The organism is Actinomycetospora sp. ABD4_176 (assembly GCF_056311855.1).
The window spans coordinates 4,336,422-4,350,534 of the sequence record NZ_CM149974.1 but is presented as its reverse complement, the minus strand read 5'-3'; the positions used below and the strand labels follow the sequence as shown (position 1 = coordinate 4,350,534).

Genomic DNA, 14,113 nt, shown 5'->3' with positions numbered 1-14,113 from the left:
CGATCTGCGCTCGGACACGGTCACGCGGCCGTCGGCGGCGATGCGCGACGCGATGGCCTCGGCCGAGGTCGGCGACGACGTCCTCGACGGCGACCCGACCCTCGGGGCGCTGCAGGAACGCGTGGCCGACCTGCTCGGCGTCGAGGCGGCGCTGTGGACCCCGACGGGGTGCATGGCGAACGCGATCGCGCTGATGGAGCACCTGACACGCGGTGACAGGTTCCTCGCGCCGACCGGGGCGCACGTGCTCGAGGCCGAGCTGGGCACCGCGGCCTGGCTCGCCGGCGGCATGCCGGCCCCGCTCGCGCACGACGCGGGGCCCGGACGCCCGACCCCGGCGGCGGTGACCGCGGCCGCCGGGGGCGCGGGGCCCTACTTCGGGCTGCGCACCACCCTGCTGTGCCTGGAGAACACGCACAACGGGGCCGGTGGGGCGGTGACCCCGGTCGACGAGCACCGCGCGCTGGTCGCCGCGGCGCGCGAGGCCGGGCTGGCCGTGCACCTCGACGGGGCGCGGATCTGGCACGCGGCCGCGGCGCTCGGCGTGGCGCCCGCCGCGCTGGCCGAGGGCGTCGACACCGTGTCCGTGTGCCTGTCCAAGGGTCTGGGCGCGCCGATGGGCTCGGTGGTGGCCGGGTCGGCGGCGTTCGTCGACCGGGCCTGGCGGCTGCGCAAGATGCTCGGCGGCGGCATCCGCCAGGGCGGCGTCGTCGGCGCCGCGGGGCTCGTGGCGCTCGACCAGGCCGGCGACCTCGCCGCCGACCACGCCCGCGCCGCCCGCCTCGCCGAGGGGCTGGAGGGGCTGGGCTGGCCGGTGATCGCGCCGGACACGAACATCGTCCTCGTGCCGACACCCGACCCCGGCACGCTCGTGGCGTCGCTGGCCGGGGTCGACGTCGCCGCCGTGCCCTTCGGCCCCGGCGTGCGGTTCGTGACCCACCGCGACCTCACCGACGACGACGTCACCGCCACCCTCGACCGCGCCGCCGCCCTCCCCGCCCCGACCACCTGACGAGCGATGCGGCATCCCTGGCGATGAAGGCCAGGATCGCCACACCCTCGGCCGCGCGACACGCCGAGGCGCGCGTCAGCTCGGCGCGCGGGTCGACTCCGCCCCGTCGGGAGCGCTCTCCAGCACGTCGAGCCGGCGGCGCAGGTCGCGCAGCTCGGTGAGGAGCTCGTCGTGGCGGACGTCGGCGGGGTCACGGCGCGGGGCCGCCGACGACACCGCCTCCGAGGCGTCCCGGGCGCCGATCTGCTCCAGGAACCAGGTCGCGATCGCCGCGGTGACCGTACCGAGCACGGCGATCCCGGCGATCATGAGACCGGAGGCGACCAGCCGTCCCTGCACCGTCGTCGGGTAGAGATCGCCGTAGCCGACGGTCGTGATCGTCGTGAGCACCCACCAGAGCGCGTCGCCGAAGGTCACGATCGACGCGTCGGGCGCGTCGCGCTCCGCCTCGAACACGGCGAGCGCCGCGACGAACGACAGCAGGCTCACCGTAACGATGAGGTAGCTGCCGACGCGCCCGCGGAAGTCGTCGCGCAGGACCCGGTTGAGGGTCGCGACCGCCGCGACCAGGCGCAGCAGGCGCAGGAACCGGAGGAACGGTGCCGCGACGATGAGCAGGTCCAGGGGGTGGCGGACGATGAACCGCAGCCGCCGCCGGGCCAGCGAGACTCGCGCGACGTAGTCGACGACGTAGACGCCCCAGAGGACCCACATGGCGGTGTCGAGGACCTGCCACACGATCTGGCCCTGCCGCGTCGCGAGCACCTGCACCGCGTAGAGCACCAGGTAGACCACCGACAGCACGGTCAGCGGGATGTCGGTGCGCCGCTCCCAGGCCTCCAGCCGCGGTTCGTCGTCGTGCTCCATGGGCACGGACAGTAGCCCGCCGGCGTCGCCGACCTACAGCGTCGGCAGCCACCGGCCGAGACGCTCGAGGCCCTCCCGGGCGTCCGCGGTCGCACCGGCGAACGACAGCCGGATCCAGGTGTGACCGTCGACCGGGTCGAAATCGATCCCCGGCGCCACCGCCACGCCGGTCTCGGCGAGGATGCGCTGCCCGAACGCGAGGGAGTCGTCGGTGAGGTGGGCGACGTCGGCGTAGACGTAGAACGCGCCGTCGGCGGGCGCGAGCCGCGTCAGGCCCACGGCCGGGAGCCCGTCGAGGAGCAGCCGCCGGTTCAGGGCGTAGCGCTCGACGTGGGCGTCGGCCTCGGCCAGCGACGCCTCGGTGAACGCCGCGAGCGCCGCGTACTGCGCGGGCACCGGCGGGCAGACCGTGAAGTTGCCGGCGATGACGTCCACGGCCCGCCGCAGCCGCTCGGGCACCAGCAGCCAGCCCAGTCGCCAACCCGTCATCGACCAGTACTTCGAGAACGAGGTGACCACGAGCGCCTCGTGCGAGGTGCTCCAGGCGCTGGCGGTCGGCGGGGCGTCCCCGTACTCGATGCCGTGGTAGATCTCGTCGCTGACCAGCTGGACGCCGTGCTCCTCGCACCACCGGGCGAGCGCGGCCAGCTCGTCGGGCTCGATGACGCTGCCGGTGGGGTTCGCCGGGCTCGCGACGACGACGCCCTTCGGCGGGCGGTCGAGCTCCTCGAGCATCGCGACCGTCGGCTGGAACCGTGTCCCCTCGCCGCACGGGAGCTCGACGACGTCGCAGCCGAGCGCGGCGAGGATGTTGCGGTAGCAGGGGTAGCCGGGGCGGGCGAGCACCACGGTGTCGCCGACGTCGAACGCCGCGAGGAACGCGAGCAGGAACCCGCCCGAGCCGCCGGTGGTCACGACGACGTCGTCCCGGCGCACCGTGTCGTCGCCGTAGCGGGCGCGGTGGTGCGCGGCGATCGCGTCGCGGAGCTCGAGGGTGCCGAGCGAGCCGGAGTAGCCGAGGATCTGCTCGTCGAGGGCGCGCTTCGCGGCGTTCCGCACGTCGACCGGGGCGGGCGTCGACGGCTGGCCCGCCGAGAGGTTGACGAGGTCGCCGTGCGTGCGCGCCCGCTCGGTTGCGGCCGCCCAGACGTCCATGACGTGGAACGGGGGGACCGTGGCCCGTGTCGCCGGGCCGAGGCGCGCCAGAGTCGTCACCCCGTCACCCTAGGTCGGGCTCGGCGGGTCCCTAATAGCCGACGTAGGCGTCGCCGCGGGCGAGCGCCTCGACACCCGGCACCCGGGACACCGACCCGTAGCGCTCGATCGCGTAGCGGACCCCGGCGATGATGTTGTCGACGGGATCACGGATGTCGTCGTGCCCGGGCAGCTTGTGCGCCTCGAACGTCGGCCCGATCGTCTGCATGAGGCCCTGGGACGGCGTGCCCCTGTCCGCGTTGGAGTCCCAGTCGTTCACGGCGTCCGGGTCGCCGCCGGACTCGCGCTCGATGATCGTCGCGATGGCGGCCGGGTCCATCTTCTCGGGCGGCACCCCCGACTCCTGCAGGATCGCCGTCGCCTGACGGATCCAGTCGCCAACCTGGCCCGAGGGCGCCGGCCTCGTGCCGCCGGTCGCGGAGCCCGACGCGCCGGACCCGCCGCCGGAGCCGCCGCCACTCCCTGCGCCGCCGGTGCCGCCGCTCCCTTCGCCGCCGCTCGCGCCGTCGGCACTGCCGTGGCTGCCCGGGTCGGCGGCGCCCGCGAGAGTGCCGGTGCTGGTCGCGGCCGCGTCCTCGACCGGCCGCCACGGCACCGGCGTCGCGCGCGGCGTGGCCGTGGCGGGGGCGTCCGGTGCGGGCAGCGCTGCGAACGCCGTCATCGCCTCGGCCGTCCTGCGCAGGCGGGCCGCGGCGTCGGCGAGCTCGATCTCGGCGCGCTCGACGGCCGCCCGCGCGGCGTCGGTGGGTCCGCGCACCGCGTCCGCGGCGAGGCGGTCGGCCAGCGCAGGCGGGAGGCCCGCGCCCGCGACCGTCCGGTCGCGCGCCGCGCCGGCCATCGCCAGCGCCTGCGCCACCTGCTGCTCGACCTCGCGGCGCAGCCCGTCGAGGACGGTGCCGACCTGCTCGAGCGTCGTGACCGCCTCCGCGATCGCCTGGCGCTCGCTCGCCCCCGCCTTCCGGAACGAGGCCACCCAGCCGCCGAACGCTGCCGCGCCCTCGCCCTCCCAGCGGCCCTCGATCGCCGCCGCAGCTCGGTCCACGGCACGCACCGAGCCGTCGACGCCGTCCCCCACCGCCAGCACGTGCGCCGCCACTGCCCGGATCGCACCCGGGTCGACCGTGCGGAGCCGCGCGGCGAGGCCCGCGAGCTCCGCGGCTGCGGGTTCGGCCGCGAGCCGGCCGTCGAAGTCGGCGGGCGGCACGTCAGCTCCCCGCCGGCCGGAGGGAATCGGCGGCGGCCCGGTCGGTCGACCGCACCAGCTGGATGGTGGCGTCGAGTGCCCGGTCGGCGTCGCCGAGGCGGGCGCCGGCCGCCTCCAGATCGGCCGTGAGCGCCCGGGTCAGCGCGGCCACCGCATCGCGCAGCGCCGCCGACGCCGTGAGCCCGCCGACCTCGGGCGGCGGGGTGCCCTCGAGCCGGTCGGCGAGCCCCGGCATCCGCCCGGACTCGCCCGCGAGCACCGTGCGCGCCTCCTCGAGCGCGCGGGTGTCGACGGCGAGGTCGGGCATGTGAGGAACGGTAGGCGGGCCGACGCCACGGTGGTGCCGTTCGGAAGAACCCGCGTCAATAGCCGACGTACGCATCGCCGCGGGCGATCGCCTCGACACCGGGCACCTCGGACACCGAGCCGTACCGGTCGATCGCGTACCGAACCCCGGCGATGATGTTGTCGACCGGGTCGGTGATCTCGCCGTGTCCCTCGAGCTTGTAGGAGTCGAACGTCGGGCCGATGGTCTGCATGAGGCCCTGCGAGGGCGTGCCCTTCTCGGCGTTCGAGTCCCAGTTGTTGACGGCCTCGGGGTCGCCACCCGACTCGTGGTCGATGATCGTCGCGATGTCGTCGGCGTCCATCTTGTCGAGCGGCACGCCCTCGGCCTGCAGGATCGCCATCGCCTCGCGGATCCAGTCGCCCACCTCGCCCTTCGGGCCGCCCGCCGGCGCGGCGTCGGTCGCAGTGTCGGCGGTGTCCCCGGTGCCGTCGGCCGCTGCGGTGCCTGCGGCGGAGTCGTCGGCAGAGGTGTCGGCAGAGGTGTCGGCAGAGGTGTCGGCAGAGGTGTCGTCGGCCGCCGAGGCGCCGGCCGCGGACGAGCCGTCGGACGCTGAATCGCCCGCCTCGTCGTCCGTGTCCCTGCTCGTGCCGGACGCCTCGTCGTCGCCGGTGTCCTCGCTGCCGCCCGAGGCCTCGCTGTCGTCCGGGGACCTGCTGCCGTCCGAGGACCCGCTGCCGTCGGACGCGTCGTCCCCAGCCGCTGCGTCGGGATCGCCCGACGGTCCGTCGTCCGAAGAGCCGGCGCCCTCGGACGAGCCGGTCTCGGAGCCGCCGGGTCCGCCGGCGTCGCCGGTGCCCTCCGATGTCCCGGTCTCGGCGTCCGAGCCGTTCGTGTCCGACGTCGAGCCATCCGACCCGTCTGGTTCGGTCTCCGAAGCATCCGCGTCGTCCGCACCCGACCCCGAGCCGGGCGCGTCGGACCCCGAGCCGTCCCCACCGCTCGCTTCAGTTCCCGAAGCATCCGCGTCGTCCGCACCCGATCCCGAGCCTTCCGCGTCGGACCCCGTTCCATCCGCACCGCTCGCTGCGGTTCCCGAAGCATCCGCATCCCCCGCGCTCGACCCCGTACCCGTCGAGCTCGACTCCGAGCCACCCGACCCCGAGCCGTCCGGGTCAGACCCCGCCCCTCCCGTGTCCGCAGCATCCGAGCTGCCGGCGGAGCCCGAGCAGTCATCCGTCGACGAGTCCGTCGCCGACCCACCCGCCGACGAACCGTCGAGCGACGAGGTGTCGGTGAAGTCGCCGGACGAATCGGCCGAGGACCCACCCGACAAGTCGATCCCCTGCACGCCGCCCCCACCGTCGTCGACGAACGCCGGAGCGGTGGCCACCGCCTCGCCGGTCAGCGGCGACGCCGCCGTCCACCACAGCGGCCCGGCACCGGGCGGCGGGGCGATCGGGCGGGCGTCGGGGGTGGGCAGGCGGGAGAAGGAGGTCAGGTCCCCGGCGAGCTCACGCAGGGCCGCGGCGGCGTCGCCGAGGGCGGTCTCGGCGCGGTCGACGGCGGCTCGGGCCGACGCAGTGGGCTCCGCGATCGCCTCGGCGACGAGCTGGTCGACCATCGCGGCGCGCGACGGGTCGGCGAGCGCCTCGACCCGCAGCCGGCGCGCGGCGTCGAGCGCCCGCGACACGTGGGCGTCGACCTCCCGTCGCATCCCCGCGAGCTCCTGACCAGCACCATCGATGCGGGAGCGGATGCGACCGGCACCGTCGAGCGTGCGCCCGCGGGCACGGTCGACGTCGTCGAGGTAGCCCCTGAGCGCCTCGGCACCACGCCCCTGCCAGGCCTGCCGGACCTCGGCGCCGTGACGGTCGACGGCCCGTAGCGATCCGTCGACGCCCTCGGCCATCCCACCGAGCCCGCGCGCCGCGCCGTGCAGCACCTCGGGGTCGACCTGCTGGACACGGGCGACGAGAGCACTGAGCTCCTGGCCCCCGGGCTGCGCGGCGAGCTCGCCGACGGGGTCGAACGGCACGCGATCACGCCGCGGACAGGGACGTGGCGGCGTCCGCGTCGACGGTACGGATGCCCGCGAGCGCGGCGTCGAGAGCGCGGTCGATCCCGTCGAGACGGGAGCCCGCGGCGCCGAGCTCGGCGTCGAACGCCCGCGCGACCTCGTCGAGGGCGCCGAGCATCGCGCCGGCCGAGGCGAGGTCGCCGAGGCCGGCGCGGGGCACCGCGAACCGGTCGACCATCGCCGGCACCCGGCGTGCCTCGGACGCGATGCCGGCACGCGCCTGCTCGAGGGCGGCGGGGCCGAGGACGAGGTCGGGCACGGACGGCAGGGTAGGTCGCCGCCGCGGACCCGTGGTGCCGTTTCGCGGAACCTGCGTCAGGCGCGCATTGGCATGGCGACGCGACCGGCGGCGGCCTCGCGGGCGATGTCGGTGCGGTGGTGCCCGCCGGGAAGGTGGACGGCGGCGAGACGGGCGTAGGCGTCGTCGCGGGCGGCATCGAGGTCGGCACCGGTCCCCACCACCGAGAGCACCCGCCCGCCGCTCGACACCACGGCGCCGTCGTCGCGGCGGCGGGTGCCCGCGTGCAGGACGCCCGGGTCGTCGGAGCCGCGCAGGACGTCGCCGGTCCGGACCTGCCCGGGGTAGCCCTCGGCGGCCACGACGACGGTGACCGCAGCTCCGTCCGACCAGGTCGGCGCGGGCTCGTCGGCCAGCCGCCCGTGCGCGGCGGCCGCGAGCAGCGACGCCGCCGAGCTGCGCAGGAGGGCGAGGACGACCTGGGTCTCGGGGTCGCCGAAGCGGCAGTTGAACTCGACGACCTGCGGCCCCGACGACGTCAGCGCGAGCCCGGCGTAGAGCAGGCCGGAGAACGGGGTGCCGCGGGCGTCGAGCTCGGTGACGACCGGGGTGACGATGCGGTCGACCACCTCGTCGACGAGCCCCGCCGGAGCCCAGGGCAGCGGGGCGTAGGCCCCCATCCCGCCCGTGTTCGGCCCGGCGTCGTCGTCGCCGAGGCGCTTGAAGTCCTGCGCGGGCAGCAGCGGGACGACCGTCGTGCCGTCGACGACGCAGAACAGCGAGGCCTCGGGGCCGTCGAGGAACGACTCGAGCAGCACGGGGTGCCCGCCCTCGAGCACGGAGGCGGCGTGGCGACGGGCGGCCGCGAGGTCGGACGTCACGAGCACCCCCTTGCCCGCGGCGAGCCCGTCGTCCTTGACCACCCACGGCGCCTCGAAGCGGGCCAGGGCGGCGTCGAGGTCGCCGGGGTTGTCGACGCTCTCGCTGCGGGCGGTGGGCACGCCGGCAGCGGTCATGACGTCCTTGGCGAACGCCTTCGACCCCTCGATGCGCGCGGCGGCGGCCGTCGGCCCGAAGCAGGCGACGCCGGCCTCGCGCAGCGCGTCGCCCACCCCGGCGACGAGCGGCGCCTCGGGGCCGACGACGACGAGGTCGGCGCGCCACCCGCGGGCGAGGGCGACGACCTGCTCGGGGTCGGCGGCGTCGGCGAGCCCCGGGTGCTCGGCCAGGGCCGCGGTCCCGGCGTTGCCGGGGGCGGCCGCCAGGGCGGTGACCTGCGGGTCGCCGGCGAAGGCGAGCAGCAGGGCGTGTTCGCGGGCTCCGGACCCGATGACCAGGACGCGCACGCCCGACACGCTACGGGGAGCCCCCCGTGGGCCGGCCCGGGCGGGGCACCGCACCGAGTTCGGATGCCTCGGCGTGTCTCCTCGCGAGGATGTGGCGATCCTGGCTTTGAACGCCAGCAATGCCGCATCGCTCGAACCGCCCCGCACGCGTTGTTCACCGCGGGGACGGGCGGGCCGGGTGGCGGGGGCGGGCGGGCCTGGGGATCATCCGGCGCGATGACCAGCCCGGATGCGGTGCCCGCCCTGTCCCGTCGCTCCGCCCTCTGGGGTGGTCTCGCCGCCGCCGGGGTCCTGGCGGCCGGGTGCGCCGACACACCCCCGACCGCCGCGTCGCCCGCCGGGCCGGACGGCGCGGCGAGCACCCCCGCTCCGCCGCCCACCCCGGCCGGTGCCCCCGCCCCGGACCGCGGCGCGGACGGCGCCGCGCCGGACCGCATCACCGTCGTCGGGCACCGCGGGGCCTCGGGCTACCGCCCCGAGCACACGCTCGCCGCCTACGACCTGGCGATCCGCATGGGCGCCGACGCCGTCGACGTCGACCTCGTCCCCACCCGCGACGGCGCCCTCGTCGCCCGCCACGAGCCCGAGATCGGCGGCACCACCGACGTCGCGACCAGGCCCGAGTTCGCGACCCGGCGCACCACGAAGCAGATCGACGGCACCGCGACCACCGGCTGGTTCACCACCGACTTCACGCTCGCCGAGATCCGCGCGCTGCGCGCCGTCGAGCGCATCCCGGAGACCCGCCCGCACAGCACCCTCTACGACGGCCGCTACGGGGTCGTGACGTTCGACGAGGTGCTCGACCTGCTCGACGGCCTCGCCGCCGAGCTGCGCCGGCCGGTGGGCGTGCTGCCCGAGGTCAAGCACTCCACCTACTTCGCGAGCCTGGGCCTGCCCGTCGAGCCCGCCCTCGTCGAGACCCTGCGCCGCCGCGGCCGCGACCGCGAGGACTCCGGCGTGATCATCCAGTCGTTCGAGACGGCCAACCTCCGCGCGCTGAGGGGCCAGGTGGGCTGCCCGCTGCTGCAACTCGTCGACACCGCCGGCACCCGGCCCGCCGACCTCGTCGCCGCGAACGACCCCCGCACCTCCGAGGCCCTGCTGACCCCGGACGGGCTGCGGGACGTCGCCACCTACGCGACCTGGCTCGGCCCGAGCAAGGACTGGATCGTCCCGCTCGGTCCCGACGACGCCGCCGGCCCGCCGACGCGCCTGGTCGAGGACGCGCACGCCGCGGGCCTGCGCGTCATGCCCTACACGTTCCGCAACGAGAACGAGTTCCTGCCGCTCGGGCGGCGCCGCGGCGGCGCGACCGGCAACGGGGCGGGCGCGCCGCCGGACACCTACGGCGACGCGTTCGGCGAGTACCAGCAGTTCGTCGGGCTCGGCGTCGACGCAGTGTTCAGCGACGACCCCGACACCGCGCTGGCTGCCGTGACCCCGCCCTGACTAGGGCGCGAGGCGCCGATCGACGTAGCACCAGCGCCAGGACTCGTTCGGCTCGTGCGAGCGCATCACGGGGTGGCCGGTGTCCTCGTGGTGCTTGGAAGCGTGGCGGTACGGGCTGGAGTCGCAGCACGCGACGTGCCCGCACTCCACGCACTTCCGCAGGTGGGCCCATGCGGTGTAGCCCTCGGCCCGGCAGTCCGGGCAGATCAGGGTCTCGCCGTCGCGCGCGACCGCGTCCGGCGCCGGGTCGGCGGCGACACCGCCGGTCCCGATGGTCAGGAGGTGTTCGCAGGCGCCCACCCGGACGAGTTTACGGGGCGGCCTCGGGCCGCGTGACGGTTTCGTCGCGTCCCGGGCCCACCCCGATCGCCGAGACCGGCGCGCCCGAGAGCTCCTCGATGCGCTCGACGTAGTCGCGGGCCTTGGCCGGGAGGTCGGCGAAGGAGCGGCACGCCGAGATGTCCTCGAACCAGCCCGGCATCGTCTCGTACACCGGCGTCGCGGCGGTGACGTCGGCCTGGGTCATCGGCATCTCGTCGACGCGCTGCCCGTCGACCTCGTAGCCCACGCAGATCGGCACGTTCTCGAGGCCGGAGAGCACGTCGAGCTTGGTGAGGAACAGGTCGGTGATGCCGTTGACGCGCACCGCGTACCGGGCGATCACGGCGTCGAACCAGCCGCAGCGGCGGCTGCGCCCGGTGGTCACGCCGAACTCGCCGCCGGTCTTGCGCAGGTACTCGCCGTCGGCGTCGAACAGCTCGGTCGGGAACGGCCCCGAGCCCACGCGCGTGGTGTAGGCCTTGAGGATCCCGATCACCCGGCTGATGCGCGTCGGCCCGATGCCCGACCCGGCCGCCGCCCCGCCCGCGGTGGGGCTCGACGACGTGACGAACGGGTAGGTGCCGTGGTCGACGTCGAGCAGGGTGCCCTGCGACCCCTCGAGCAGCACGGTCTCCCCGCGCTCCAGCGCCTGGTGCAGCGCGAGGCGGGTGTCGGCGATCCGGTGCGCGAAGCCCTCGGCGTGGCCCAGCACGGTGTCGGCGACCTCGTCGACGTCGAGGGCGCGCCGGTTGTAGATCTTGACGAGGACCTGGTTCTTCAGCTCCAGCGCGGCCTCGACCTTCTCGCGCAGCAGCTTCTCGTCGAGCAGGTCCTGCATCCGCACGCCGACCCGGGCGATCTTGTCCTGGTAGGCCGGGCCGATGCCGCGACCGGTGGTGCCGATGCGGGACTTGCCCAGGAAGCGCTCGGTCACCTTGTCGATGGCCACGTGGTACGGCATGATCACGTGCGCGTCCGCGGAGATCAACAACTTGCCCGTGTCGACGCCCTTGGCCTCCAGGCCGGCGAGCTCCTCGAGCAGCACCCCGGGGTCCACCACCACGCCGTTGCCGATCACGTTGGTGACACCCGGCGTCAGGATCCCGGACGGGATGAGGTGCAGGGCGAAGTTCTTGCCGTCGGGCAGCACGACGGTGTGCCCGGCGTTGTTGCCACCCTGGTAGCGCACGACCCACTGGACCTGCTCACCGAGGATGTCGGTGGCCTTGCCCTTGCCCTCGTCACCCCACTGGGCGCCGATGAGGACGATGGCCGGCATGTGACACTCCCTGACGTTCGACTGCGCTGGTCGCACGGGAGTGCGGGGCCCGCCCCGTGCAACGGAAGGGTAGTGCACGCGTGTCCGCTGGCTCGTCGTCGCGCATGCTGACGTGCGGGAGCGACGCCGGAGAGCGCTGGAGCGCCGCCGCGTCGCCGGGCTCGATCCTCGCGCTGTCGGCCCGGCCCACCCGCGGCGAGGTCGACCCGGTCCTCGACGCGATCGGTGACGGCGGGCGCCTCGTCGTCGCCGGCGACGACGCCGCGATCGCCGCGGTGCTCGTCCGCCTGCTGCGTCGCGAGCGCCTCGACGTCGAGGTCGCCCTGCTCGCGGACCCCGACTCGGCCGCCGCGGCCGTGTGGGGCCTGCCCACCGACCCGGCCGCGGCCCTGGACCTCGCCCGCGACGGGACGGCGCGCCCGGCCCCGCTGGTGCGCGACGACCACGGCGGCCTGGTCGCCGGGCGCCACACCACGGGCCCGGTCCACGGCGAGATTTACTGCGGCGAGCACCGCGTCCTGCGCGGCGACGCGGCACAGGTCGCCGTGGCGCCGGACCCCGCCGGCGGCGTGCGCGTCACCGTCACCGGGCCGCGCCGGCTCGGCGGCCTGCGCCCGGGCCGGGTCACCGAGCACGCGGGGCGGGCGGTCCAGCTCGGGTGCCGGCCGCCGGTGACCGTCGTGCGCGACGGCGTCCCCGGCGACCGGCCCGTGCCCCGCCGCAGCTGGTACCGGCACACCGAGGACTGGCTCCTCGTGCGGCCCTGACGCGGCCGCTCGATGTGACCGGCATCACCCCGCGGACCGGCGGGAATCCCCCGGGTCGGTGGGCCGCACGACTGCGCTGGGCGACCACCGAGCCACCGTCCGTGCCCACCTGCCGCCGACCACGTGTGCCGGGACGGGGTGGGGGTATGCCAGGACCATGCTGGCGGTGGTGGTCATCCTCCCGATCGCGATCATCCTGGTCGTCTGCCTGCTCGAGCGGTTCGAAGCCCACGCGACGGCGGTGCCGGTCGCGGCCCGGGCCCGGCGACGCGCCCCGGTGGAGCCCACCGGCCCCGCCCTCACGCTCGTGCACCACGACGACGACGCACCCGCGGCGCCCCGCGCGCCGGTGTCCGGTCTCGACGACACCCGCGAGCTCCGCCGGGCGTCCTGACGCCGTCGCGCGCCGCCTCGGGAGAGGGTTTCCTCAGGAGCGTCCGGGGTCCTCCGGGTCCTCCGGGTCCTCCGGGTCCTCCGGGTCCGCGGGATCCTCGCGATCGCGCCGCGTGCTCGTCGTCGCTGCCACCGCCTCGTCACGGTCGTGGCCGGCCGCGGTCAGAAGGTCCACGATCATCGACTGGATCTGCGCCAGCACCACGTCCGCCGAGTAGCCGCCGCCCCGCTCCGGCAGGGTGGCGACCGTGTCCAGCAGCGCGCTGCGGGCGCCGTCGGTCGACTCGCCGTCGGTCAGCTCGGCACGCAGCGTGCGGGTGTCGTCGGCCAGGCGCCGCAGCACCGCGACCAGCTCCGGATCGGGCCGCTCGCCGTCCCGGATCGCCGCGTGTGCGCGCCGGGCGAGGACGCGCGCGTTGCGCAGGGCCAGGTCGACGGGCCGCACGGCCGTGCGCAGGCGCGCGAGCTCCCCGCGGTGGCGGCGGCGCAGCGGCGCGATCGTCGTGATCTCGAAGCCCGCGTCGACGGCGTCGGACAGCGCGTCGACGCGCCCCTGCGTGGCCCGCGCCCGCTCGAGCACCCCGGCGGCCGCGTCGAGATCGCCGGCCTCGAGCGCGTCGGCGGTCCCGGCGAGCACGGCCTCGAGCTCGGTGAGCAGCGCCGAGAGCCCGCGCCGGGCGCGGGTCAGCGGATGGGAGGGCAGGGTCGCCGCGGTGGCCAGCCCGATCGCCGCCCCGATGAGCGTGTCGATCCAGCGCGAGAAGGCGGCTGTCGTGCCCGGCGGCTGCAGCGTCGCCACCAGCACCGCCGACACCGCGGCCTGGTTGAGCAGCAGCGCCCCGACGTCGAAGAGCAGCGCCGCGAGCAGCGCCAGCCCCACCACCACGCTGATCTGCCACCAGCCCGGCCCGATGAGCACGACGATGAGGTCGCCGACGGCCACACCCACGCTGACCCCGACCGCGAGCTCCACCGAGCGCCGCAGCCGGTTGGTGACGCCGACGCCCAGCACGAGGACGCAGGCGATCGGCGCGAAGAACGGCACCGGGTGCCCGACGACGTCGCGCGCCACGAGGTAGGCGAGGCCGGCCGCGAGCGCGCACTGCAGCACCGGCAGCCCGGAGTCGCGCAGGCGCCGGACCCGGGTGCCGGCGAGCCCGCGCAGGCGCGGACCGACCCGGCCCTGCCCGCCGGGCATCGCGTCAGGCCAGGCCGAGGGCGGCGAGGGCCTCCGGGTCGCAGTCGGCGAGGAGCGCCTCGCAGCGCTCGACCTCGTCGGTCTCGCCGATCGCCCGGGCGGCCTTGGCCAGCGACGCCACCGCGCGCAGGAAGCCCTGGTTGGGCTCGTGGCTCCACGGCACCGGCCCGAAGCCCTTCCAGCCGTTACGGCGCAGCTGGTCGAGCCCGCGGTGGTAGCCGGTGCGCGCGAACGCGTAGGCCGTGACGTGCTCGCCCGCCGCCTCGGCGCGCTCCGCGAGCGCCGCCCACCCGGCCGAGTAGGTCGGGTGGTCGGCGACGACCGCGGCCGGGTCCTCACCGCGCTCCAGCCGCGACGCCGGCTCCGGCGTCTCGGGGAGATAGGTCGGCTGCGGCCCCAGCAGGTTGTGCCCGTGCCCGGCGCCCGGGCCCGTCGGGATGGTCATGGAGCCATCA

15 protein-coding genes are annotated in these 14,113 nt (G+C 76.0%); 4 read left to right on the top strand and 11 right to left on the bottom strand.

The window, feature by feature from the left end:
* The first annotated feature begins 40 nt into the window (after nt 1–40).
* Complete coding sequence (locus ACYX4T_RS20995; protein WP_476015331.1) at nt 41–1,012, top strand: threonine aldolase family protein; 972 nt, start codon at nt 41–43, stop codon at nt 1,010–1,012.
* A 75-nt stretch (nt 1,013–1,087) separates the two neighbouring features.
* Here ACYX4T_RS20995 and ACYX4T_RS20990 read toward each other — a convergent pair whose 3' ends face one another.
* The 7 genes from ACYX4T_RS20990 to purD all read right to left on the bottom strand — a co-directional run bounded on the left by ACYX4T_RS20990 (nt 1,088) and on the right by purD (nt 8,248).
* Nucleotides 1,088–1,879 (bottom strand): potassium channel family protein, encoded by a 792-nt coding sequence (locus ACYX4T_RS20990; protein WP_476011206.1) that lies wholly within the window; start codon nt 1,877–1,879, stop codon nt 1,088–1,090.
* 33 nt (nt 1,880–1,912) lie between these two features.
* Nucleotides 1,913–3,034, bottom strand: a complete 1,122-nt coding sequence (locus ACYX4T_RS20985) for a pyridoxal phosphate-dependent aminotransferase (protein ID WP_476015330.1) — start codon at nt 3,032–3,034, stop codon at nt 1,913–1,915.
* 91 nt (nt 3,035–3,125) lie between these two features.
* Nucleotides 3,126–4,298 carry a transglycosylase SLT domain-containing protein gene (locus ACYX4T_RS20980; protein WP_476011205.1) on the bottom strand — a complete coding sequence of 391 codons (1,173 nt, stop codon included), beginning with the start codon at nt 4,296–4,298 and terminating at the stop codon, nt 3,126–3,128.
* Between the two features lies 1 nt (nt 4,299).
* Complete coding sequence (locus tag ACYX4T_RS20975; protein ID WP_476011204.1) at nt 4,300–4,605, bottom strand: hypothetical protein; 306 nt, start codon at nt 4,603–4,605, stop codon at nt 4,300–4,302.
* A 55-nt stretch (nt 4,606–4,660) separates the two neighbouring features.
* Nucleotides 4,661–6,622 carry a transglycosylase SLT domain-containing protein gene (locus ACYX4T_RS20970; RefSeq protein ID WP_476011203.1) on the bottom strand — a complete coding sequence of 654 codons (1,962 nt, stop codon included), beginning with the start codon at nt 6,620–6,622 and terminating at the stop codon, nt 4,661–4,663.
* 4 nt (nt 6,623–6,626) lie between these two features.
* A complete protein-coding gene (locus ACYX4T_RS20965) occupies nt 6,627–6,923 on the bottom strand; it encodes a hypothetical protein (protein ID WP_476011202.1) in 297 nt (98 codons plus the stop codon).
* A gap of 56 nt (nt 6,924–6,979) precedes the next feature.
* Nucleotides 6,980–8,248 carry a phosphoribosylamine--glycine ligase gene (gene purD / locus ACYX4T_RS20960; RefSeq protein ID WP_476011201.1) on the bottom strand — a complete coding sequence of 423 codons (1,269 nt, stop codon included), beginning with the start codon at nt 8,246–8,248 and terminating at the stop codon, nt 6,980–6,982.
* Between the two features lie 216 nt (nt 8,249–8,464).
* Between purD and ACYX4T_RS20955 the strand changes: the two genes are divergently transcribed.
* Nucleotides 8,465–9,700: a glycerophosphodiester phosphodiesterase gene (locus ACYX4T_RS20955; protein WP_476011200.1), complete on the top strand. Its 1,236-nt coding sequence runs from the start codon at nt 8,465–8,467 to the stop codon at nt 9,698–9,700.
* Here ACYX4T_RS20955 and ACYX4T_RS20950 read toward each other — a convergent pair whose 3' ends face one another.
* Nucleotides 9,701–10,000, bottom strand: coding sequence for a UBP-type zinc finger domain-containing protein (locus ACYX4T_RS20950; RefSeq protein ID WP_420791724.1), 300 nt, complete (start codon nt 9,998–10,000; stop codon nt 9,701–9,703).
* A 10-nt stretch (nt 10,001–10,010) separates the two neighbouring features.
* Nucleotides 10,011–11,300: an adenylosuccinate synthase gene (locus ACYX4T_RS20945; RefSeq protein WP_476011199.1), complete on the bottom strand. Its 1,290-nt coding sequence runs from the start codon at nt 11,298–11,300 to the stop codon at nt 10,011–10,013.
* Nucleotides 11,301–11,380: 80 nt separating this feature from the next.
* On the opposite strand from ACYX4T_RS20945, the gene ACYX4T_RS20940 reads away from it, so the two are divergent.
* Together ACYX4T_RS20940 and ACYX4T_RS20935 are read left to right on the top strand one after the other, a co-directional pair.
* The gene (locus tag ACYX4T_RS20940; protein WP_476011198.1) at nt 11,381–12,067 is read left to right on the top strand and encodes a hypothetical protein; all 687 of its coding nucleotides are present in this window, start codon (nt 11,381–11,383) and stop codon (nt 12,065–12,067) included.
* A gap of 157 nt (nt 12,068–12,224) precedes the next feature.
* Entirely contained in the window at nt 12,225–12,461 is a 237-nt protein-coding gene (locus ACYX4T_RS20935) for a hypothetical protein (RefSeq protein WP_476011197.1), read from the top strand.
* A gap of 33 nt (nt 12,462–12,494) precedes the next feature.
* Here ACYX4T_RS20935 and ACYX4T_RS20930 read toward each other — a convergent pair whose 3' ends face one another.
* Together ACYX4T_RS20930 and ACYX4T_RS20925 are read right to left on the bottom strand one after the other, a co-directional pair.
* Nucleotides 12,495–13,658, bottom strand: a complete 1,164-nt coding sequence (locus ACYX4T_RS20930) for an FUSC family protein (RefSeq protein WP_476011196.1) — start codon at nt 13,656–13,658, stop codon at nt 12,495–12,497.
* 4 nt (nt 13,659–13,662) lie between these two features.
* Nucleotides 13,663–14,103, bottom strand: coding sequence for a DUF3151 domain-containing protein (locus ACYX4T_RS20925; protein ID WP_476011195.1), 441 nt, complete (start codon nt 14,101–14,103; stop codon nt 13,663–13,665).
* Nucleotides 14,104–14,113 lie beyond the last annotated feature (10 nt).

Bases quoted from the DNA above. Each gene is read 5' to 3' on its own strand.
- ACYX4T_RS20985 (WP_476015330.1), bottom strand. From the start codon at position 3,034: ATGGACGTCTGGGCGGCCGCAACCGAGCGGGCGCGCACGCACGGCGAC.
- ACYX4T_RS20995 (WP_476015331.1), top strand. From the start codon at position 41: ATGCGCGACGCGATGGCCTCGGCCGAGGTCGGCGACGACGTCCTCGAC.
- ACYX4T_RS20990 (WP_476011206.1), bottom strand. From the start codon at position 1,879: ATGGAGCACGACGACGAACCGCGGCTGGAGGCCTGGGAGCGGCGCACC.
- ACYX4T_RS20935 (WP_476011197.1), top strand. From the start codon at position 12,225: ATGCTGGCGGTGGTGGTCATCCTCCCGATCGCGATCATCCTGGTCGTC.
- ACYX4T_RS20930 (WP_476011196.1), bottom strand. From the start codon at position 13,658: ATGCCCGGCGGGCAGGGCCGGGTCGGTCCGCGCCTGCGCGGGCTCGCC.
- ACYX4T_RS20945 (WP_476011199.1), bottom strand. From the start codon at position 11,300: ATGCCGGCCATCGTCCTCATCGGCGCCCAGTGGGGTGACGAGGGCAAG.
- ACYX4T_RS20955 (WP_476011200.1), top strand. From the start codon at position 8,465: ATGACCAGCCCGGATGCGGTGCCCGCCCTGTCCCGTCGCTCCGCCCTC.
- ACYX4T_RS20975 (WP_476011204.1), bottom strand. From the start codon at position 4,605: ATGCCCGACCTCGCCGTCGACACCCGCGCGCTCGAGGAGGCGCGCACG.
- ACYX4T_RS20925 (WP_476011195.1), bottom strand. From the start codon at position 14,103: ATGACCATCCCGACGGGCCCGGGCGCCGGGCACGGGCACAACCTGCTG.